The sequence below is a fragment of the Rhodococcus sp. NPDC004095 genome, from assembly GCF_053604015.1.
This window is the reverse complement of record NZ_JBSGGS010000002.1, coordinates 251172-274888: the sequence shown is the minus strand read 5'-3', so window position 1 is coordinate 274888 and position 23717 is coordinate 251172. Positions and strand designations below refer to the sequence as shown.

At 72.5% G+C, this 23717-nt stretch carries 1 protein-coding gene (only partly in view); it reads right to left on the bottom strand.

Annotated features, from left to right (window positions below; all coding sequences use genetic code 11):
- A protein-coding gene (locus ACWEPG_RS04385) for a non-ribosomal peptide synthase/polyketide synthase (protein ID WP_452593963.1) crosses the window boundary here: on the bottom strand, window positions 1-23717 show its 5' portion. The gene continues 3493 nt to the left of window position 1, outside the view; the window shows 23717 of its 27210 coding nt (coding positions 1-23717); the start codon lies at window positions 23715-23717; its stop codon lies off the left edge, out of view.

Below are 23717 nucleotides of genomic sequence, written 5' to 3'. Positions count from 1 at the left end.
AGCGGTCCCATCGAGAATCCGTCGACCGAGATGTGGTGCGCCACCAGGACCAGGACGTGTTCCTCGGCACCGAGCGCGAACAGCGCACCGCGGACCGGCACGCGGGTGGTGACGTCGAACCCGGCGGACACCTCGGTGTGGATCCGCCGGGCCAGCTCCTCCTCGCCTGCGACCGGCACCGGCCGCAGGACCGGCGCGGCCTCGGCCGCCGGGAGTATCCGCTGCACCGGGCCGTCGCGCCCGATCGGGAACACGGTGCGCAACGACTCGTGCCGGTCGACGACGTCGGACAGGGCCGCATCGAGGGCCGGGGCGTCGAGGGCACCGGACAGGCGCACCACGAGCGGGACGTTGTAGGCGGGCGAGGCCGGGTCGAACCGGTTGATGAACCACATCCGCTGCTGCGCCGGCGACAGCGGGATCTCGTCGGGCCGTCCGGTCGCCTCCAGGACGGGCCGTCCGGACGCGCCCGCCGCCCCGTGCTCGATGCGCTCGGCGAGTGCCGCCGCGGTGGGCGCTGCGAAGAGCTCGCGGACACCCAGTTCGATGCCCAGGGTCTCCCGGAGCCGCGCGACCGCACGGGTCGCGGACAGTGAATTGCCGCCGAGTTCGAAGAAGTCGTCCCCGGTCCCGACGCGGTCCGCCCCGAGCACCGTCGCGAACACCGCGGTCACCGCCTCCTCGACCGGGTTGGTCGGCGGCCTGAACTCGGCCGCTGTCCGGCCCGACGCGGGATCGGGCAGCGCGCGGCGGTCGAGCTTCCCGGTCGGGGTGAGCGGGATGTCGTCGAGCACCACGATCGATGTCGGCACCATGAAGTCGGGGACGTGCGCGGACAACCGTGCCCGGAGGTCGTCGACGGCGACGTCCCGGCCGTCGGCGGCGGCGACATAGGAGACCAGGACGGTCTCACCGCCCGGCCCGGGGCGGCCGAGTGTCACTGCGAAGCGCACGTCGGGGTGTGCCGCGAGCACGGCGTCGATCTCGCCGAGTTCGATACGGAACCCCCGGACCTTCACCTGGAAGTCGCTGCGCCCGCGGTACTCGAGCTTCCCCTCCTGGGTCCACACCCCGACGTCGCCGGTGCGGTACATCCGCCCGCCCGCCGCGCCGAACGGGTCGGCGACGAATCGACCGGCGGTCGTCGCGGCCCGGCGGTGGTAGCCGCGGGCCAGACCGGGACCGGCGATGTAGACCTCGCCCTCGACACCCACCGGCACCGGCTGCAGTCGTGCGTCCAGGATCACCTCGGCGACGCCGCGGATCGGCCCGCCCAGCGGAATCGGTGCGACCCCCGGCACACAGTCCTCGGCGTTCACGACGATCGTGGTCTCGGTCGGCCCGTACACGTTGAGGACGCGCCGCCCCGGCATCCAGTCCGTGATCAGATCCGGCGGCCACGCCTCCCCGCCGACCATCACGCATTGCAGGTCGTCGAGCCCGGTCGGGTCGATCGAGGCGAGGGCGGCGGGCGTGATGAAGGCGTGGGTGACGCGCTGCTCCCTCAGCACCGCGGTCAGTTCCGCGCCGCCGTACACGGTGCGGGGCACGATCACCATGGTCGCGCCCGCCGCGAAACACAGCAGGTATTCGAGCAGCGAGACGTCGAAGCTGGGCGACGAGAAGTGCAACGTCCGGGAGTCCCCGGTCACCGCGCACCGATCCCGCTGTTCGTCCGCGTAGTTCGCCAGGCCCCGATGGGTCAGCGTGACCGCCTTCGGCCGGCCCGTGGAGCCGGACGTGTAGATCAGGTATGCCGGGTTGTCGATGCGCAGAGGCGCCGTGCGCTCCGCATCGGTCACCGGCGCCGCCGATCTGGATTCGCAGTCCGCCGCGAACGCGGGGTCGTCGAGCGTCAGCCACGGCAGCGTGTCGGGCAGCCGGTGCCGATGTGCGGCGACCGTGAGCCCGACGCCGGCACCGGAGTCGGCGAGCATGTGCTCGACCCGCTCGGCGGGATAGTCCGGGTCCACCGGGACGAATGCGGCCCCGGTCCGGGCCACCGCCCACATCGCGAGGACCGACTCGATGGACCTGGGAATTCCGAGTGCCACATAGGTTTCCGGTCCCGCACCGCGGGCGGTCAGCGCCCGCGCCAGCCGGTTGGACCGGGCGTCGAGGTCCGCGTAGGTGAGCCTCCGGTCCCCGGACACCAGCGCGACCGCGTCGGGGTTGCGGGCCGCCGCGTCCGCGAGGATCTCCGGAAGGGTACGGGCGGCGCTGCGCGGCGCTCCCCGTACCGGCGCCAGCATCCGGCGTTCGCCGGCCGTCAGCAGGTCCAGCGCGGCCAGGCGCCGACCCGGATCGGCACCGATCGCGCGCAGGACGTGCAGGAGCCGGCGGGCGGCGGCGTCGACCACGGTCCGGCCCACGAGGTCCGGGCGGAACTTCATCGTCAGGCGGAGCCGGTCGGTCGCGGAAGCGACCACGCTCAGCGGGTAGTGGGCGGAGTCGCGGACCTCGATGCCGATCACGTGCATCCCCGCGATGTCGGTGGTCGCGGACAGCTCGCCGGGCACGGGGTAGGACTCGAAGACGGTGAGCGTGTCGAAGCCGGCACCCGGTCCCGATTCACGCTGGATGTCGGTGAGCCCGACGTGGTGATGATCGAGCAGAGACGCCTGCTCCGCCTGCACCCGGTCGAGCAGCGCACCCAGTGTCTCCGCGGCGTCGAGCCGGATCCGGACCGGCACCGTGTTGATGAACAATCCGATCATCGATTCGATGCCGGGCACGTGCGGGGGCCGCCCGGACACGGTGGCGCCGAACACGACGTCGTCGCGGCCGGTGAGGAGTCCGAGGACGATCGCCCATCCGACCGAGACGACGGTGGCCGGCGTCACCCCGCGTTCCTGCGCGAGGGCGCGCAGTCGCCCGGTCGCCGCCACGTCCAACTCGTACGGCACGTCCAGGGACGGGGTGGACTGTGCGGTCGTGGCGGAGCCCTCACGGACGAGCAGAGTGGGCTCGTCCTGTCCGCCGAGGGCGTCGGCCCACGCGTGCAGCGCCGCCGAGCGGTCCTGCGCCGCGAGCCATGCGAGATAGCCGTGGTTCGGCCGTACCGGCGGCAGCGCGGACGGGTCGCCGTCGGTGGCGTAGAGGCTGACGAGCTCCGCGAGCAGCAGCGGTGTCGACCACCCGTCGAGCAGGATGTGGTGGTTGGTCAGCACCAGCCGGCACGTTCCGTCGGGCAAGCGCACCAGACGGATTCGCAGCAGCGGCGGTGTCGCCATGGCGAACGGACGGGTGCGGTCCTCGGCGAGGATCTCACCGAACCGCGCCGCCGCCGACTGGTCGGTGGACGCGCGCAGATCCGTCTCCGTCCACGGCGCGGCCACGCCGTCCTGGACGATCTGCACGGCCTCCCCGTCCGGGGCGCGCACGAACGCCGTCCGCAGGTTCGCGTGCCGGTCGACCACGGCCTGGACCGCTCGCTGCAGGCGCCGGGAGTCGACGTCGCCGCCGAGGGTGAGGAGCAGCTGCACCAGGTACGCGTCCAGCGAGGTGTCGGCGAGTTCGGCGTGGAAGAACATGCCGCGCTGCATCGGAGTCAGCGGCCACACGTCGGACAGTGACGGGAACCGCTCCTCGAACCGCTCGATCGTGGACTGGTCCAGGTGCACCAGCGCCAGATCCGACGGCGTCCGCCCGCCCGCACCCGGCGCGTTCGCCTGGGCGGCAATCGCCCTTGCAGCGACGATCCACTCCTGCGCCAGCCGTTCCATCTCGTTCGCATCGAGCACGCGGCGCGGGAAGGCCCACGTGACCTTGATCCGGGGGCCGTCCGGGCCGGGCACCGTCATCGCGTTGACGTCGATCGCGAAGGCCACCGGCATGGTCGCCGCCGCGGCGTCGGACAGGCCGGATTCCGTCACCGGGAGCCAGTGTCCGTCGCCGCGCGGATCGGAGCCGCGATCGAGCCGGCCGAGGTAGTTGAAGCTGATCTCCGGCTCGGGCGAACCGTCCAGTTCCGGCCGGGTCTCGTCGCCGAGGTACCGGAGCAGGCCGTACCCGATCCCGTGGTCCGGTGCCGCGCGCAGCTGTTCCTTGACCGCCTTGACCGCCGCACCGGCGGCGGCACCACCATTGCGGGCCTCGTCGATGTCGACGCCCGACAGGTCCAGCCGCACCGGGTGGATCGACGTGAACCACCCCACCGTGCGGGACAGGTCGGCGCCGGGCACCACCTGAGGCTCCCGGCCGTGTCCCTCCACTGCCACCGTGACGTCGTCGGTCTCCACACCGCGGCCGCGCCGCCACTGCACGAGCGCGAGGGCCAGCGCGGTGAGCAGTCCGTCGTCGACGGATCCGTGGAACACCCGCGGCAGCGTCGTCGTCAGGCTTCGGGTCACGTCGGCAGGCAGCTCCACCTCGACGCGGTCGAGGGTGCCGACGACGTCGACCGACGGATCGAGTTCACCCACAACGCGTACCGCCGACGTTCCGGGGACGGCCGACCGCCACAGTGCCAGCTCGCCGGTGCGGCCCTGCGCCGCCTGCACCAGCCCGGCCGCCCAGGTGCGCATCGACGTGCCGGTCGCAGGCAGGTCCGGCTCCGCGCCGTCCGCGGCCTGCGCAGCGGCGAGCGCGAGGTCGGGGATCAGGATCCGCCACGAGACCCCGTCGATCACGAGATGGTGGGCCACGACGAGCAGCCGGGCCGCGTCGCGCCCGACGAAGTGCACCAGCTGGATCATGGCGCCGGACTCCGGGTCCAGCCGGTCGGCGGCCTCCTCGAGTGCGCCGCGGGCGGTCGCGGCGAAGTCCGCTCCGGCAACCGAGTCGAGCGGGATCCGCCGCACCACCGTGTCGGCGCGCACCGCACCCGTCGGCCGCACCTCGAGCCGCCACCCGGATACCGAACGCGCGTCCGGGCGCAGCCGGGACCGCAGCATGTCGTGCCGGTCCAGGACGGCGCCCACCGCGCGGGTGAGGGTGTCACCGTCGATTCCGCCGGGCACGGCGAGCAGAACCGACTGGGAGTAGCGGCGGAAGTCGCCACCGCGCTCGATCATCCATCGCATGATCGGGGTGAGCGGCAGGTCGCCGACGCCGCCGCCCGGCAGTTCCGGCAGCACGACCACGCGCTCGGAATCGGTGAGGTCGGCGACCGCGGCGAGGCCGGCGACGGTGCGGCTCTCGAACACGTCGCGGGGTGTGAAGGTGACCCCCGCGGCCTTCGCGCGGGACACCAGCTGGATGGACATGATCGAGTCGCCACCGAGCCCGAAGAACGAGTCGTCGACACCGACCGACTCGACGCCGAGCATCTCCGCGAACAGGGTCGCGAGCACGTGCTCGGTGTCGGTGCGGGGTGCTCGCCCGCCGACGGTCTCGGGTCGCGGTTCGGGAAGTGCGGTGCGGTCGACCTTGCCGTGTGCGGTGATCGGGAACTCCGCGAGGACCGTCGTCACGGACGGCACCATGTGTCCGGGCAGCCGACGGCCGACGGCCTCGGTGACCGCAGCCGGATCGAGGTCGGCACCGGATTCGGGGACCACGTAGGCCACCAGGCGTGCGGCGCCGTCGACGGGCCCGGGCTGCGCGAGCACCACGGCGGAGGCGACACCCGGAACCGCGGACAGCGCCGACTCGACCTCCCCCGGCTCGACCCGGAACCCTCGGATCTGGACCTGGGAGTCGCCGCGCCCCAGGAACTCGAGCTCGGCGTGCGAGTTCCAGCGTGCGCGATCGCCGGTGCGGTACATCCGGCCCGACGCCCCGAACGGGTCGGCGACGAAGCGTCCCGCGGTCAGGCCCGGTCGTCCCCGGTAGCCGCGCGCCACCTGTGCGCCGGACACGTACAGTTCGCCCGCCACCCCGATCGGCACCGGCCGCAGGCGGTCGTCGAGCACCCACACCCGCACCCCGGGGAGCCCGCGACCGATCACGGATCCGGCGTGGCGCGGCCCGACGATCGTCTCTTCGTCGATCACCCGCCACGTCACGTGCACGCAGGTCTCGGTGATCCCGAACATGTTCACCAGTGCCGGCACCGAGGCACCGTGCCGCTCGACCCATCCCGCGAGGCGGGTGACGTCCAGTTCCTCGCCGCCGAACACGACCCAGCGCAGTGCGAGGGTTCCGCCCTCGGCATCGGCATCGGCATCGGCCTGCGCGAACTGGTGGAAGGCCGACGGCGTCTGGCTGAGCATCGTCACCGACTCGGCCACCAGCAGGTGTCTCAGCTCGTCCGGGGATCGTGCGGTGTCGTGGTCGACGACCACCAACCGGCCACCGAAACCCAACGCCCCCCACAGTTCCCACACGGCGAAGTCGAACGCGAACGAGTGGAACATCGTCCACACGTCGGCCCCGCCGAAGCCGAGCACGGCGCGCGCGCCGGTCAACAGCGTCACCGCGTTCCGGTGGGACACCGCGACGCCCTTCGGTCTGCCGGTCGACCCGGACGTGTAGATCACGTACGCGACGGAATCCGCGTGCAGTGGACCGGTCCGGTCGGCATCGGTCACCGGCGCGGCGTCCCGGGCGTCCAGCTGTGCACGCATCTCCGGGCGGTCGAGACGCACCACCGGAGCCCCGGCGCCGCCGACGCTCCCGTCCACGAGATCCGGCGGCACACCGGCGTCGACCAGCACGCAGGCCGGTGCCGCATCGTCGAGCAGGAACCCGATGCGCGCCGCCGGATACGACGGGTCAACCGGCAGGTAGGCCGCACCCGACCGCGCGACCCCGACGAGCGCGGCCACCAGGTCGGCCGACCGTCCCATCATCACGGCGACCACGGACTCCGGTCCGATGCCCCGATCGATCAGCCAGCGCGCCAACCGGTTCGAACGCTCGTCGAGTTCGCGGTACGTCACCCGCGTGCCCCCATCGACCACCGCGATCGCGTCCGGGCCTGCAGTGACCGCCGCGGCGAACAGCTCCGGCAGCGTCGCCTTCGCCGGCACCGCCGGCAGCGTCGCCTTCGCCGGCACCGCCGGCAGCGTCGCCTTCGCCGGCACCGCCGGCAGCGTCGCCTTCGCCGGCACCGCCGGCAGCGTCCCCTCCGCAGGTGCGGCGAGTTCCGGCCCGGACGCAAGTTTCGCCACCACCTCGCGCGCAGACGCGCCCGTGACGTCGATGTCCCCGACACGGACGGACGAATCGGCCGCGACGGCCGTGAGCACCCGGCCGAACATGTCCGCCAGGCCCGTCGCAGTGGCCTCGTCGAACACGTCGGCGGCGAACAGCACGTCGCCCGTCAGTCCCGCCGCCGCCCCGGAGTCGTCGAACCGCTCCCCGATTCCGAACTGCAGGTCGTACTTGATCTCTCCCATCTCGACGTCGACCACCCGGGCCGTCAGTCCCGGCAGCCGCACGTCGGGGCGGTCGACGTTGCGGAACTCGAGCATCACCTGGAACAGCGGAGCGTACGACGTCGACCGCGCCGAACTCGCCCGCTCCACGAGCCGCTCGAACGGCACGTCGGCGTGAGCGAACGCGTCCACGTCCGCGTCTCGTGTCCCGGCGAGCACCGCATCGAACGACGCCGCGGGATCGACCAGGGTTCGCAGCACCAGGGTGTTCACGAACATGCCGACCAGGTCGTCCAATTCGGCCTCGCCGCGCCCGGCGACCGGGGTGCCGACCACGACGTCACGGCCGGCCCCCACCCGGGACAGCAGCACGGCGAGCGCGGCGTGCACCACCATGAACACCGTCGAATCGTGCCTGCGGGCGAGGGCGGCGAGCGCGCGGTGGACGCCGGGACCCACCGACAGCGGGACCCGTCCGCCGCGCGTCGAGCGCCGGATCTCCCGTGGGCGGTCCAACGGCAACCCGGTCACCGGCGGCGCCCCCGCCAGCCGGCCCTCCCACCAGGCGAGCTCGCCGGCGATGCGCGAGTCCGGGTCGCCGGGCGACCCCAGTGTCGAGCGCTGCCACACGGCGAAATCCGCGTACTGGACGGGCAGCGTCCCCCAGTTCGGGGCGCCGCCGCCGACACGTGCCGCATACGCCGTCGCGACGTCACGAGCCAGGGGGCCGATCGAGAAGCCGTCCGCCACGATGTGATGGACCGCCAGCACGAGAACGTGCTCGTCCGTCGCGGTGCGAAGCAGACGGACCCGCACCGGAACCTCGTGTGCCACATCGAATCCCTCGTGCACGATCTCGTCGATGCGGGCGGCCACCCGATCCGCGGGGACCGGCTCCGGCGTCAGGTCCCCGACCACACCGGGCGCGGGCACCATCACCTGGACCGGTCCGGCGGCATGCCGGGACGGGCCTGCGGCCGGGCGGGACACGCCTGCGGCCGGCTGGGACGGGAACACCGTCCGCAACGCTTCCTGGCGTTCCACCACGTCGGTCAGCGCGCGGCGCAGGGCCGCGGCGTCGAGGCTCCCCGACAGCCGCAGCACCATCGGCACGTTGTATGCGGCGGACGCCGGATCGAACTGGTTGACGAACCACATGCGTTCCTGCGCCAGCGACAGCGGGATGCGGTCGGGCCGTACGCCCGTGCGCAACTCGTCCGTGGGCCGTGCGACAGCGCGCGCACACCGCGGCGCGAGCGCGGACGCGGTCGGGCACTCGAACAGGTCGCGCACCCCGATCCCGGTGTCGAGCACGCGGTTGATGCGGGCCACGGCCCGCGTCGCGCTGAGGGAGTTTCCGCCCAACACGAAGAAGTCGTCGTCGACTCCGACCCGGTCGACACCGGTCACGTCGGCGAACACGGTGACCAACCCCGCCTCGGTTGCGTTGCCCGGTTCCCGGAATCGCGGTGTCAACGAGGCGAAGTCCGGTTCGGGCAACGCCGCGCGGTCAAGTTTGCCCACCGGGGTGAGCGGCACCTCGTCGAGCGTCACCACGGTCGTCGGCACCATGTGCGCGGGCAGGCTCCTGCCCGCGAAGTCGATGACGTCGGCGACGTCGACACCGTCCGCGGAATTCGGCACGACATAGGTCACGACCATCGGGTCGCCGGCTTCCCGTGATCGCGCTGCCGTGACGGCGAACCCGACCCCGGGGTGAGCGGCGACCACCGCGTCGATCTCCCCGAGCTCGATGCGCAGTCCCCGCACCTTGACCTGGAAGTCGTTGCGTCCCAGATAGTCGAGTGTTCCGTCCGGCCGCCACCGGACGACGTCACCGGTGCGGTACATCCGGGCGCCGGGCCCGCCACGCGGATCGGGCACGAATCGCGCGGCGGTCAGCGCGGCCCGGCGGTGGTATCCGCGGGCCAATCCCGCGCCCGCGATGTACAACTCGCCGGGCACCCCGGCCGGAACCGGCCGCAGGAAGCGGTCGAGGACGAGCAGGTCGGTGCCGCGCACCGGCGCCCCGATCGGCACCCGCGCTCCGGGCACCAGCGGCGCACTGATCGTCGTCAGGATCGTCGACTCGGTCGGTCCGTATCCGTTGAGCATCGTGCGTCCCGCCGCCCAGTCGGCGACCAGTTCGGGACCGATGGCGTCGCCCGCGACGACAAGCACGTCGAGGGCGTCGAGCCGGTCGGGATCGACGGTGGCCAGGGCGGCAGGTGTGATGCAGGCGTGGGTGATCCGCTCGCGGCGCAGCAGTTCGGCCAGCTCGGCGCCGCCGTACACGCCGGGCGGCGCGATCACCAGGGTCGCGCCCGCGGTCGCGGCCTGCAGCAGTTCGAGCACCGAGACGTCGAAACTCGGCGAGCACACGTGCAGGCACCGCGCCGTCGCCGGGATCGCGTAACGGTCACGCTGCGTTGCGAGCAGGGCCGACAGGCCGCGGTGCGTGACGCTCACGCCTTTCGGCCGGCCGGTCGATCCCGAGGTGTAGATCAGGTACGCGACGTCGTCGACGTGCAGGGCACCCGTCCGCTCCGCGTCGTCGACGCCCTCGGCGGAAAGCGCGACGACGTCCGCCTCGCAGCCGGGATCGTCGACCGGCAGCCAGCGGACACCGTCCGGCAGACGGTGGCGATCGGCGGCGGTGGCCAGCCCCAGCGCGGCGCCCGAATCGGTGAGCATGTGCCGGACGCGGTCGAGTGGGTAGGTCGGATCAACGGGCACGAACGCCGCACCGGTCTTCGCGACCGCCCACACCGCCGTCACCGACCGCACCGACCGCGGCAGGGCGATCGCGACCACCGTGCCCGGCCCCACTCCCGCACCGATCATGTACCGCGCCAGCCGATTCGACTCCGCCTCGAGTTCCCGGTACGGCAGCTGCACCTCCCCCGCCCGAACTGCCACCCGGTCGGGCTCGACCGCGGCACCGGTGACCAGGATCTCGGGCAGCAGACGTGGCGGGCTCGCTTCGCCGCCACGAATCGGCGTGGCGGTGTGGCGCTCGCGGGCGGACAGCAGGTCGACCCGGGCGACGGGACGCGCCGTCTCGTCGGTGACTGTCGCGAGCGCGATCCGCAACCGGTCGGCGATCGATTCCACCTCGAGGGGGCCGAGACGGTCGGGCCGGTACTTCAGGGTCATTCGCAGGCGGTCGTCCACGCTCGACAGCACGGTCAGCGGGTAGTGGGTGGCGTCGAAGCCCTCGACACCCGTCACCCGCAGTCCGGCGATGTCGGTGCCGCTGTCACGTGCCAGGGCCGAGCGGTCGACGGGATACGACTCGAAGACGGTCAGGGTGTCGAACGTCGCCGCCGGACCCGCCGCCCGCTGGATCTCGGCGAGCCCGATGTGGTGGTGGTCGAGCATCGCCGCCTGCTCGGCCTGCACACGGTCGAGCAGTTCACCGACGGTTTCGCGGGGGTCGAACCGGACCCGCACCGGCACGGTGTTGATGAACAGTCCGATCATCGACTCGATCCCCGGTACCTGCGGCGGGCGACCCGAGACCGTCGCACCGAAGACCACGTCGGTGCGGTCGGTCAGCGTGCCGAGCACCAGCGCCCAGGCGACCTGCACGACGGTGTTGACCGTCACCCCGCGTTCGCGGGCCGCCGCCACCAGCGCCGCGGTCTCGTCGGCCGGCAGTGTCAGCCGCACCTGCCGGGGCTCGGCCGCACTCACCGCGGCGTCGAGCGGCGCCTGCGGAGCGTGCACCGGCTCGGCCTGCGACACGAGCAGCGTCGGCCCGTCGACGCCCGCGAGGGCGCTGTTCCAGGCGCCGAGGGCGGATTCGTGGTCCTGCGCGGTCAGCCACGCGAGGTAGTCGCGGTAGTCGCCCACCGGCGCAGGCGCGCCGTCCGTGCCATACGGCGGTTCGCCTTCCGTGCCGTACAGCGTGAGCAGCTCCGCGAGCAGCAGCGGCGTCGACCAGCCGTCCAGCAGGATGTGGTGGTGGGTGAGCAGGAGCCGATGCTCGTCCGCGCCCGTCCGGATCAGCGTGAAGCGCAGCAGCGGCGCACGGTCCATCGCGAAGGGCGTCGCCCGATCCTCCGCGAGCAGCTCCCGCCACCGCTCCCCGGCCGCGGGCCCGTCGAGCCCGGACAGGTCGATCTCACGCCACGGCACCGAGACTCGGCCTGCGACGACCTGGTACACGTCGCCCTCGTCGTCGTCGACGAAGCACGCCCGCAGGTTCGGGTGGCGATCGAGCAGGGTCCCCGCGGCGCGGCGCATCCGTTCGCGCGACGGCCTGCCGTGCAACCCGACGACGAGCTGGACCGTGTACGCGTCCACCGAATGCTCCGCGAGCTGCGCGTGGAACAGCAGTCCCGCCTGCAGCGGGGTCAGCGGCCACACATCGGTCAGCCCGGGTCGTCGTGCCTCGAGGGCGTCGATCGTCGACTGGCCGAGCGGGACGAGATCGACGTCCGACGGGGTGAGCCCGCCCGCACCGGGCGTGTGGGCGTACACCGCGAGCGCTCCCAGCGCGCGGTGCCACAGGTCGGCGAGCCGGTGCACTGCGTCGGCGTCGAGCACCCCGGCCGGAAATGTCCAGGACGACTGCAGGACCGCGCCTCCCGGCCGCTGCACGAGACCGGCCGAGATGTCGACGACGGCCGTCGCGGGCATCCGTGGGTCGTGGCCGCCGCCGAGCCCATGCCGCGCGCTGGGCCGCCACGCCTGCGGATCGTCGCCGGCCCCCGCGGCCGTCCGGTCGACGCCCGCCATCCTGCCCAGGTAGTTGAAGACGATCTGGGGGTCGCGCCACCCGCGCACCGTGGCGCCCTGTTCTCCGGCGAGTTCGCGGAGCAGGCCGTACCCGATGCCCCGATCCGGGATCGCCCGCAGCGCCTCCTTGACGAGTTTGACCGCCGCACCGGCCGCCGGACCCCCGGCGAATGCCGCGCCGAGGTCGATCGACGACAGATCCGGGTGTAGCGGCGACAGCGTCGTGAACCAGCCGACCGTCCGGGTGAGGTCCGCACCGGGGACCGCTCCCTCTTCCCGCCCGTGCCCCTCGACTCCGAGAAGGACGTCGGACCGGGCGACGCCTCGCTCGCTGCGCCAGCGGACCACTGCCATCGCGAGGGCCGTGAGCAGCCCGTCCAGCACGCCGGCGTGGAGCGACTCCGGCAGCGCCGTGATCACGGCCTCGGTGACCTCTGGTGGCGCCTCGCTGGTGACCACCTCGCTGGTGGCAGCGACGTCCCGCGCCGGATCGAGCGGCCGCGACCCGATCGGCGGATCCGCGACGCCGCCCAGGATCCGCTCCCACAGTGGTAGTTCGCCGACGCGCTGTGGGGCGGCCTCGTCCAGCGCGAGGGCCCATCGCCGCATCGACGTGCCCACCGGGGGCAACTCGGGCACCCGCCCCTCCGACGCCTGCGCCCACGCCGAGGCCAGGTCCTGCACCAGCACGCGCCAGGACACTCCGTCGACGACGGCGTGGTGGATGACCAGCAGCAGTCGTCCGGTGCCGGACGGCCCGTCGAACCACACGGCCTGCACCATCGTGCCGGTGGCCGGATCCAGGCGATCGGCCGCGGCCTCGGCCGCCGCGGCCGCGAGGGCGTCGAACTCCTCGTCGTCCACCGAATCCACCGGAATCCGCGCCAGAACGTCCTGGGCGGTGACGCTGCCGGGGCCGGGAACCGTGATCCTCCAGCCACCGGGGCGAGCGGAGCGACGGGGAGGGTCATCGGGGCGAGCGGAGCGACGGGGTGTGTCACCGTCGGTGCCGCTGTCCGGTCCGAGCCGGGCCCGGAGCATGTCGTGCGTGTCGAGGACGGCCTGCACCGCGGCCTCGAGCGTGGGCCGGTCGACCCCGTGGGGCAGTACCAGCAGGACCGACTGGGAGAACCGGCCGATCCGGCCCGCGCTGCGGCGGAGCATCCACGCGAGGATCGGGGTGATCGGCACCTCGCCGACGCCACCGCCGGGCAGCTCGTCGAGGGTCGGGTGGCGTGTGGCGGTGTGCGAGTCCGCCACCGCGGCGAGCCCGGCGACGGTCGGGTGGTCGAACACGTCCCTCGGTGTGAGGAGCAGTCCCGCCGACTTCGCTCGCGCCACCAGTTGGATGGACATGATGCTGTCTCCGCCCATCGCGAAGAACGAGTCCTCCACGCCGACCGTGTCGAGTCCGAGAACTTCCGCGAACAGCTGCACCAGGTTCTCCTCGGCCGCATTCCTCGGGGACCGGCCGGCGGACGCCTCCACGGCGAGATCGGGCGTCGGCAGCGCGGTCCGATCGAGCTTGCCGTGCACGGTCATGGGAAGTTCGGGGAGCACCACGATGTGCGCGGGAACCATGTACGCGGGCAGCCGCGCGGCGAGGGCCTCGTGCAGGTGCGCGGTGTCCACCACGGCCCCGCGGGCGGCCACCACGTACCCGATCAGCCGGTCGCCCCCGCGCCCGACCGCGCGCACGTCGGCCACCGCGTGTGCGACGGATCCGTCTGCCGTCAGGCACGATTCGACTTCACCGAGCTCGATGCGGGTGCCGCGGACCTTGACCTGCCGGTCGCCGCGCCCCAGGTAGACCAGCGGGCCGTCGGCGGTCCAGCGCACGACGTCTCCCGTGCGGTACATGCGTTCGCCTGATTCGCCGCCGGGGTCGGCGACGAAGCGGCCGGCCGTCAGCCCCGGACGCCGGTGGTAGCAGCGGGCCAGCGCCGGGCCCGCGAGGTACAGCTCGCCGGGCACGCCGACCGGCACGGGCTGCAGCCTGCGGTCGAGCACCCGCAGCCGGAATCCCGGTGCGGGGCCGCCGATCGTGATCGGATCGCCGGGGGACATCGGATCGCTGACACTGGCGGCGATGGTCGCCTCCGTCGGACCGTACGCGTTGTACAGGTGCCGTCCCGGGGCCCAGCGGGCGACCACACCGGGCGGGCATGCCTCGCCGCCCGTCACCACGCACGCGAGGTCGTCGAGTCCGGCCGGGTCCGTCGCCGCGAGGGCCGTGGGAGTGAGGAAGCAGTGGGTCACGCGTTCGGCCACGAGCAGCTCCCTCAGCTCGTCGCCGCCGTACACGGTGGGCGGCGCGATCACCAGGGTGCCCCCGACACCGAACGCGAGGACGAACTCGAGGATCGAGGCGTCGAAGCTGGGCGAGGTGAAGTGCAGTGTCCGGGAGCGGGGCGTCGTCCGGCCCAGCCGCTGGGCGTGGTCGGCGAACGCCGCGAGACCGCGGTGAGTGACCGTGACGCCCTTCGGGATTCCCGTCGACCCGGAGGTGTAGATCAGGTAGGCCGCCTGGTCGAGGCGCATCCGCGCGGTCCGTTCGGTGTCGGCGATCGGTGTCGCATAGGCGTCGACGATCGCTGTCGCATCGGCGTCGACGATCGCTGTCGCATCGGCGTCGACGATCGCTGTCGCAGGGTCGTCGAGCACCCACCAGTTCGGCTCGTCGGGCAGGGCTTTCCGGGACCGCGCGACGGTCAGGCCGAGCACCGCACCCGAATCGCCGAGCATGAACGCGATGCGGTCGGGTGGGTGCGCCGGGTCGACCGGGAGGAAGGCCGCCCCGGTTTTCGCGACGGCCCACAGGCCGAGGACGTACTCGGCGCTGCGGGGCATGCCAAGCGCCACCACCGATCCGGGTCCGACGCCGGCGTCGATCAGTTCGCGGGCGAGCCTGGTCGACGAGTGGTCGAGGTCGCGGTAGGAGATGTCGTGGCCGTCGATCCGGATGGCGGCCCGCTGCGGATCGATCGCCGCGCCCGCCGCGAGGATCGCGGCCAGCGTGCGCGGCGCTGCGCCGGGCGCGCCCCGTACCGCGGTGAGCGCGGCGCGCTCGGCAGCGCCCAGGATGTCGATGTCCGCCACCGGCATGTCCGGGGTCTCGGCGACCGCCTCCAGGATCCGCACGAACCTGGCGGCGAAGGTCCGCACGGTGGCGTCGTCGAACATGTCGGTCGCGAACACCAGGCCGGCCGACATTCCGGCCGCGCCGCCCGCGGCGTCGAACTCCTCGGCCATGGTGAGCTGCAGGTCGAAGTTGGCGACCGCGTCGCCCGGATCGAAGTCCCCCACCCGCAGATCGGGCAGCGCGAGCTCCGGCCGCGTGATGGTGCGGAATTCGAGCATCACCTGGAACAGCGGGGTGTGTGCGGGCGAGCGCGGCGGGTCCAGCGCCTCCACCACCCGTTCGAAGGGGATGTCCGCGTGCGTGAACGCGCCCAGGTCCGTCTCCCGGATCCGCTGCATCAGCTCACCGAACGAGCACGCTCCACCGATGTCGCATCGCAGCACGAGGGTTCCCACGAACATCCCGACCATGTCGTCGAGCGCCGCGGCTCCGCGCCCGGCGATCGGGGTGCCGATCGCGATGTCGTCGGAGCCGGTGAGCCGGGACAGCAGCGCAGCGAACGCCGCGTGCACCACCATGAACACGCTGGCGTCGTGCCGGTGGGCGAGCGCGATCAGGCTTCGGTGCAGCCGCTCGCCGACCGCGAACTCGACGCGTCCGCCGGACGGCGAGCGGACCGCGGGCCGCGGCCGGTCGCTCGGCAGGTCCAGCACCTCGGGCAGGCCCGACAGAGTGCCGGCCCAGTACTCGAGTTGACGGGTGAGCGGGGACGACCCGTCGTCCTCGCCGCCGAGCCAGTCGCGTTGCCACAGTGTGTAGTCCGCGTACTGCGCGGTCAGCGCCGGCCACCTCGGCGCGGAACCGTGCAGGCGGGCCGCGTACGCCGCGGCCACGTCCCGCGCCAGCGGATTCAGCGAGAAGCCGTCCGCGAGAATGTGGTGCATCGCCACGGTGAGCACGTGGTGCGTCTCGTCGACCCGGAAGAGGCGTGCCCGCAGCGGAATCTGCTCCGCGACGTCGAAGCCGCGTGTCAGCGTCGCTCGCACCCGGGCGCGCAGGTCGTCGGCGTCGCGCACCGTGACGACCTCGAGTCGGGGCTCCGCGAGCCCGACCGGCAGGATCTGCTGGCAGGGCCCGTCGTCGGTGAGCGGGTACACCGTGCGCAGGGATTCGTGCCGGGCGACGACGTCGCCGAGCGCGGCCCGCAGCGCCGGGGCGTCGAGCTCGCCCACCAACTGCAGCGAGAACGAGATGTTGTACGCCGGGGACTGCGGATCGAACTGGTTGACGAACCACATCCGCTGCTGCGCCGGGGACAACGGGATCCGGGCCGGCCGGACGCGCGGACCCAGCGGAGGCCGCCGCACGCCGCTGCCCTCCCCGCCGACTCGCCGGGCGAGCTCACCGACGGTGGGGCCGTCGAACACGTCCCGAATGCCGAGCGCGGAGCCGGTCGCGTCGTTGATCCGGGCAACCAGTTGCGCCGACACCAGCGAGTTGCCGCCGAGTGCGAAGAATCCGTCGGCGACACCGACCCGGTCCACCCCGAGCAGGTCGGCGATCACCCCCGCCACGATCTCCTCGATCGGGTTGCGCGGCGCGACGTAGGCGTCCCCGACGTCACCGGGGAGCGGCAGGCTCGCGCGATCGAGTTTGCCGTGCGCGGTGACCGGAAGTCGATCCAGGATCATCACTGTCGACGGCACCATGTAGCCGGGAAGGGACTGGGCGACGGACGCTCTCACCTCGTCCGGATCGAGTGCCGCACCACCGGCGGGCACGGCGTAGCCCACCAGCCGGATCCCGACGGGTCCCTCGTCGGCGAGCGCGACCGCGGACGCCACTCCCGGCACCGCTGCGAGCGCCGCCTCCAGCTCGCCCAGCTCCACCCGGTATCCGCGTACCTGCACCTGGTCGTCCCTGCGGCCGGCGTACTCGAGCTCGCCGTCCACCCGCCACCGGCCCAGATCGCCGGTGCGGTACATCCGGGTTCCGGACCCCGAAGGGTCGGCGACGAACCGCGTCGCGGTCTCCCCGGCCAGACGCGGATAGCCGCGTGCCAGCTGGGCGCCCGACACGTACAGCTCCCCCACCACGCCGGGAGGGACCACGTGCAGTCGCTCGTCGAGCACGCGCACCCGAAGCCCCGGCAACGCGCGGCCGATCGACCCTCGACCCCATGCCCCGGACGCCCCGCCCCCCGGTGCCCGCGACAGTGGGCAGTGGGTCACGTGCACGCAGGTCTCGGTGATCCCGTACATGTTCACCAACCGCGGATCCGAATCCCCGTGGCGGGAGAGCCATTCGGCCAGCTGACCCGGGTCCAGCGCCTCGCCGCCGAAGATCACGTACCGCAGCCGTAGCACCGCGGCGTCGCCGTCCCGTGCGCGGGCGCGGTCGGCCTCGGCCAGCTGGTAGAAGGCGCTCGGGGTCTGGCACAGGACCGTGACCGCCTCGTCCTCCAGCAACCGCAGCAGGTCGTGCGGCGTGCGGGCCGTGGTCGGGTCGACCAGTACCACGGTGCCGCCGTGGATCAACGCGCCCCACAGTTCCCACACCGCGAAATCGAAAGCGTACGAATGGAACATCGTCCAGACGTCGTCGCCACCGAATCGGAAGTACTCGGCCGCATTGGCGAACAGCGCGGTCACACTGCGGTGCGAGACCGCCACTCCCTTGGGCCGTCCGGTCGACCCGGAGGTGTAGATCACGTACGCGAGCGAGTCCGGGTACAGCCGCGCTCCTCGGTCGGCGTCGGTCACCGGCGCCGGCGACTGTTCGCCGAGCGCGGTCGCCACGCGGGGATCACCGAGGTCGAGTACCGGAACGTCGGTGCGACGCAGAGCCGTACCGGTCGCGGCGCCGTCGACGAGCACGCACACCGGAGACGCGTCGGCGATCATGTAGGCGATGCGTTCCGCCGGATAATCCACGTCCACGGGAACGTAGGCGGCGCCGGTCGTGAGGACCGCGAGGAGGGCGACCGGCAGATCGTCCGAACGCGCCATCGCGACCGCGACCAGCGAGCCCGGTTCCACTCCGTGGCCGATCAGCAAGCGGGCCAATCTGTTCGCGCGCGCGGCCAGCTCGCAGTAGCGGACGCGGGTGGCCCCGGCGACGACCGCGCACGCGTCCGGGTTTCGCGCCGCGGCACTCGCGAACAGCTCCGGCAGGGTGGCCGGCGGCACCACGCGGCGGGGCGGCTCCCGCATCGCGAGGGCAGTTTCCCGCTCGCCGGTGATCACGATGTCACCCACCACCGCGGTAGGATCGGCGGCGGCCGCGGCGAGGATCCGCACCAGGCGGTCACCGAACGAGGCCACCGTGGTGCGGTCGAACAGGTCCGTCGCGAACCGCAGGGTCGCGGACAGGCCGGCGGCGCGCCCGGACTCGTCGAATCGTTCCCGCACTCCCAGTTGCAGATCGAACTTGGCGACACCCGGATCCACTTCGACGGCCTCGGCGGACAGTCCCGGCATCGCCACCGCCGTGGGCTCGCCGTGCTGGAACTCGAGCAGCACCTGAACCAGGGGCGCGTGTATCGGTGAACGGTCCGAGGCGAACTCGTCGACCAGACGCTCGAACGGCAGGTCGGCGTGGGCGAATGCTCCCAGGTCGGTCTCGCGCACCTGGGCGAGCACGTCGGCGAACGTGGTCTCGGCCCGGACCGTGGTACGCAGGACGAGGGTGTTGACGAACATGCCGACGAGGTCGTCCAGTTCGGGTTCGCCGCGGCCGGCGACCGGTGTGCCCACGGCGACGTCGGCCCCGGCGCCGAGCCGCGCGAGCAGTACCGCGAGCGCGGCGTGCAGGGCCATGAACAGCGTGCAGCCGTGCTCACGCGCGATCCGGACGAGGTCTCGGTGGATCCCGGCCGCGACGTCGAACTCGATCCGGCTGCCGGCCGCGGTCGGGCGTGTCGACCGGGGACGGTCGTGGGGCAGCGGGATCGCCGCCGGAAGGTCGGCGAGCCGCTCACCCCAGTAGGCGAGTTGCCGGGCGGCGAGCGACTGCGGATCGTCCTCCGCGCCGAGCAGCTCGCGCTGCCACAGGGCGTAGTCGGCGTACTGGAGCGGCAGCGGATCCCAGTCGGGTGCGCGCCCGGCCACCCTCGCGGCATATGCCGCCGCCACATCTCGGGCCAACAGCTCCACGGACTGCCCGTCGGCCGAGATGTGGTGCAGTACGACGGCAAGGACGTGCCGCCGGGGCCCGGTCCGCAGCAACACGACTCTCATCGGAAGCTGTTCGCGGACATCGAAACCGGCGGCGGCCGCCGCCGCGACCGACTCCCCGACCCGATCCGGGTCCACGACGACGGGCGTCAGGTCCACCGCCGCGTCCAGCACCGGCAGAATCACCTGGTACGGCCCCCGCGCGTCGGCCGGGAACACCGTCCGCAGGGCCTCGTGCCTGCCGATCACGTCACCCAACGCGGTCTGCAGCGCCGCACGGTCGAGTTCGCCCGTGAACGTCACGGCGAACGGAATGTTGTAGGCCGGCGACGCCGTGTCGAACTGGTTCACCAGCCACATCCGCTGCTGCGCCGGGGAGAGCGGGAGCCGGTCCGGCCGGTCCCGCGCAACCAGTGCGGGCCGGTCCCGTGCCGGCCGAGCGGGATCCGCGTTCTCGAGGATCCGGTCGACGTGCTGCGCCAGTCCCTCCACCGTCGGTTCCGCGAACAGGTCACGCACGCTCAGGTGCACGGGCAGCGCCGCATTCACCCGTCCGATCACCCTGGTGGCGACGAGGGAGTCGCCGCCGAGATCGAAGAAGCTGTCGTCGACACCGATCCGGGCCTGCCCGAGCAGGTCCGCGTACACCGCGGCGACCGTCCCCTCCGTCGGGGTGCGCGGCGCACGGTACTCGGGGGTGGTCGCGCCCCAACGGGGTTCCGGCAACGCCTTTCGGTCCAGCTTGCCCGCCGGGGTCAACGGCACCCGGTCGAGGATGACGAGTGCCGCGGGCACCATGTGCGCGGGCAGCGACTCGGCGGCGTGGGCGAGGAGCTCGACCTCGTCGATCTCGGCGGCGGCCGCGGGCAGCACGTAGCCGACCAGCACGAGGTCACCCGAGGGGCCGGTGCGACCGACGGTCGCCGCGTACGCGACACCCGCGTGTGCCCGGAGCACGGCATCGACCTCACCGAGCTCGATCCGGAAGCCGCGGATCTTGATCTGGAAGTCGCTGCGGCCGAGATACTCGAGCTCGCGCGCCGTCGTGCCCGCCGGCTCACTGCCCGCGCGAGCATGCCACCGCACCAGATCGCCGGTCCGGTACATCCGCCCGCCGGTGGCGCTGAACGGGTTCGCCACGAAGCGGTCCGCGGTGAGCCCCGGCCTGTGGTGGTAGCCGCGGGCCAGCCCCTCGCCCGTCACGTACAGCTCCCCCACCGCCCCCTCGGGCACCGGCTGCAACCGCCGGTCCAGAACCATTTCGCCGCACCCGCGGGACGGTCCGCCGATGGTGACGGGGGCGCCGGGCCGCAACGGGGTGCTGATGCCTGCGACGACGGTGGTCTCGGTCGGGCCGTACGCATTGAACATGCGGCGCCTCGGGGATGTCGTTGCCTCTCGGGAACTCGGGGATGTCGTTGCCCCTCGGGAACTGGGGGAGGTCGGTGCAGCCCATTGCCGGACCAGCGCGGGCGGGCACACGTCACCACCGGTGACCACACACTCGAGCCGATCGAGTCCGGCGGGATCGACGGATGCCAGCGCAGCGGGGGTGACGAAGGCGTGCGTGACGCGTTCGCGGCGGAGGGTGTCCGCCAGTTCCGCGCCGCCATACACGTGCGGCGGGGCCACGACCATCGTTGCCCCGGCCGCCGCGGCCATCAGCAGTTCGAGCACGGACGCATCGAAGCTCGGCGAGGAGAAGTGCAGGGTGCGGGATGCCGCGGTGATCGCGAACCGGTCGCGTTCCTCCGCGGCGAGGTTCGCCAGCCCACGATGGGTGACCACCACGCCCTTGGGCAGACCCGTGGATCCGGAGGTGTAGATCAGGTAGGCGGCGTCGTCGAGGTGCACCGGCCGAGTCGCCGCGGCTCGGGAGAGCTGGGTGTCGGAGAGCTGGGGCTCCGGCTCGGCGATCGGGTCGTCGAGGACCAACCACGCGGCGCTGTCGGGCAACCCGTCGCGGTGCGCCCGGACGGTCAGGCCGAGGGCTGCACCGGAGTCGGAGAGCATGTGCGTGATCCGGTCCGCCGGGTAGTCCGGGTCGACGGGCAGGAAGGCGGCCCCGGCGCGAGCGACCGCCCAGACCGCGACCACCGACTCGATCGAGCGCGCAATGGCCAGGGCCACAACGGAATCCGGACCGATTCCGTGTGCGGACAGACGTCCGGCCAATCGGCCGGCCAGTTCGTCGAGTTCGCGGTAGGAGAGGCCCCGGCCGTCGGCGACGACCGCCTGGTGATCCGGATCGACGGCCACGGCGTCGGCAAGGATCCGGTCGAGGGTCCGCGGGGCAACGGCATCCTCTCCCGTCACCGGTGTCAGCTCCGCCGTTTCCGCGTCGCCCAGGATGGGCACGTCCCCCACCGCCCGACCGGGATCCTCGGCGACCCCGGCGAGCAGTCGTTCGAACCGATCGATCAGAGCGGTCACGGTGTGCTCGTCGAGCGCGGTGTTGTCGAAGGTCAACCGCGCGTCGATACCTGCGGGCGCGCCGCCCGCGGTGAAACGCTCGGTGAGGTCGACCGTGAGTTCGGTACTTTCCGGGGCGCTCGCGCCGGAGTCGGCGGTGTGAACGTCGAGCGTCACCCGCGGACGGGGGGCGCCGAGTGTCTCGACGACCCGTTCGAACGGGGTCTCCGAGTGGGCGAAGGCGCGGCGCTCGCGCTTGCCGGTCTCCCTCGCCAGAACGGTGAAGGGGACGGACGGGTCGATCGGAGTGCGCAGGGCGATGGTGTTCCGGCGGGCGGTGGTGGCAGACCCGGACGGCGTCGCCTCGGGCGACCGGATCAGCACCGGAGCGGCGACGACGATGTCGTCGGCGTCGGTGAGCCTGCTCAGGATCGCGGCCAGTGCGGTGTGCAGCATCGTGAACGGCCCGATCCCGAGACCGTGGGCGAGCGCCGTGGCCGCACTGTGCAGGTCGCGGTCGAGCACACGCGTGACCGAGCCCCGTCCGGTCCCGACGGGTGGCGCCGGGCTTGCGGGCGACAACAGCGCAGATTCCGGCTGTCCGGCCAGCTCCTCCGCCCAGAACGCGAGCTCGGCCTTCTCACGCAGCATGCGCGCCCCGATCCGGGCCGACTCGGGATGGATGTCCGCAAGCCTGGTCGTCGGCTCGGTTGCGAGCAGGGCCTCCACGAGTTCGACGAAGCGCCGGTGATGCGTGCGCAGTTCGTCCTCGCCGTATCGGTTGGGGTTGCCGCGGAAGTCGACGAGCGTCCGGGCCGGGGTACCGCTCTGGTAGATGTTGACCAGCAGGTCCTGCACGGGTCCGGAGGTCACGATGTGGTACTCGCCGACGATCGGTCCGAGCGTGATCTCCTGGCGGAAGAGCATCACGTTGACCATCGGACCCGCCAGCCCGTGCCGGGCACCGGTGAGGCCGGCGTCGCGCCGGATGTCCTCGAGACTGCACCGCTGGTGGCGCAGCGCGCCCATCAGTTCCAGCTGAACCCTCCGGACGAGGTCGGCGACGGTGTCGTCGGGGTCGACGGTGATCCGGAGCGGGGCGACGTTGACGAGCATGCCGCCGGAATGTTGCAGCGGCGCGGTGGTGCGCGCGGACACCGGCACGTTCACCAGGACGTCGCGGCTGCCCGTCAGCCTCGACAGGTAGCAGGCGAAGCCCGCGATCAGCAGTGCCGCGGGCGTGGCGCCGACTCGGGCGTCGGAGGAGTTCAGCCGGCCCTGCGCCGCGTCGGTCAGTTGCGCGCTCTCGAGTCGGCAACGGGCCGCGGCCGGGCCGTCCCGGTGCGCGAGCGTGGAGCCTGCCTCGATCCCCCGCACGTGCTCCGCCCAGTACTCGCGGTCGGCCTCGAACCGGCTCGACGAACGGTACTTCTGATCCAGCTCGTAGAGTGTGCGCAGGTCGAGGGCCCGATTCGGTTCCGGATCCAGGCCCGTGCACGCGGCGGTGTAGAGGGCCGCGATTCGATTCACCATCGTCATCCCGCTGTATCCGTCGAGCGCGACATGGTGAATTCGCGTGTACCACAGGTAGTCCCTGTCTGCGACCTGGAGGATGGTCATCTCCACCAGTCGGTCCCGCGTCAGCTGGATCGGGGTGACGTAGTCGTGGTCGATCCACGCGTGCGCCGCCGCGAGCGGGTCCGTCTCCTGTCGGAAGTCGAACCACTCGATCGTGGTGTCGATCGAGTGGTCGACCCTCTGGCTCGGTTCCCCGCCCGTGTCCACCAGACGAAGGAACGGAGACTGGAACTCACGGGCCGCGGTGACCGCCACCGAACGCAACAGGTCGAGGTCCAGGTCGCCGTGCAGCTCCACGTACTGCGCGATGAAGATGGGCGCCGTCGGGCTGAGCTGCTGGCCGAACCACACGCTCCGCTGGACCGCCGACAGCGGGAACGCGTCCGGCGAACCGTCCGGTTGGTGTGCTGCCCCCTGCGGTTTCAGGGCGGCTGGGCTTGGATCAGGCGATGAGAAATCCTTCAT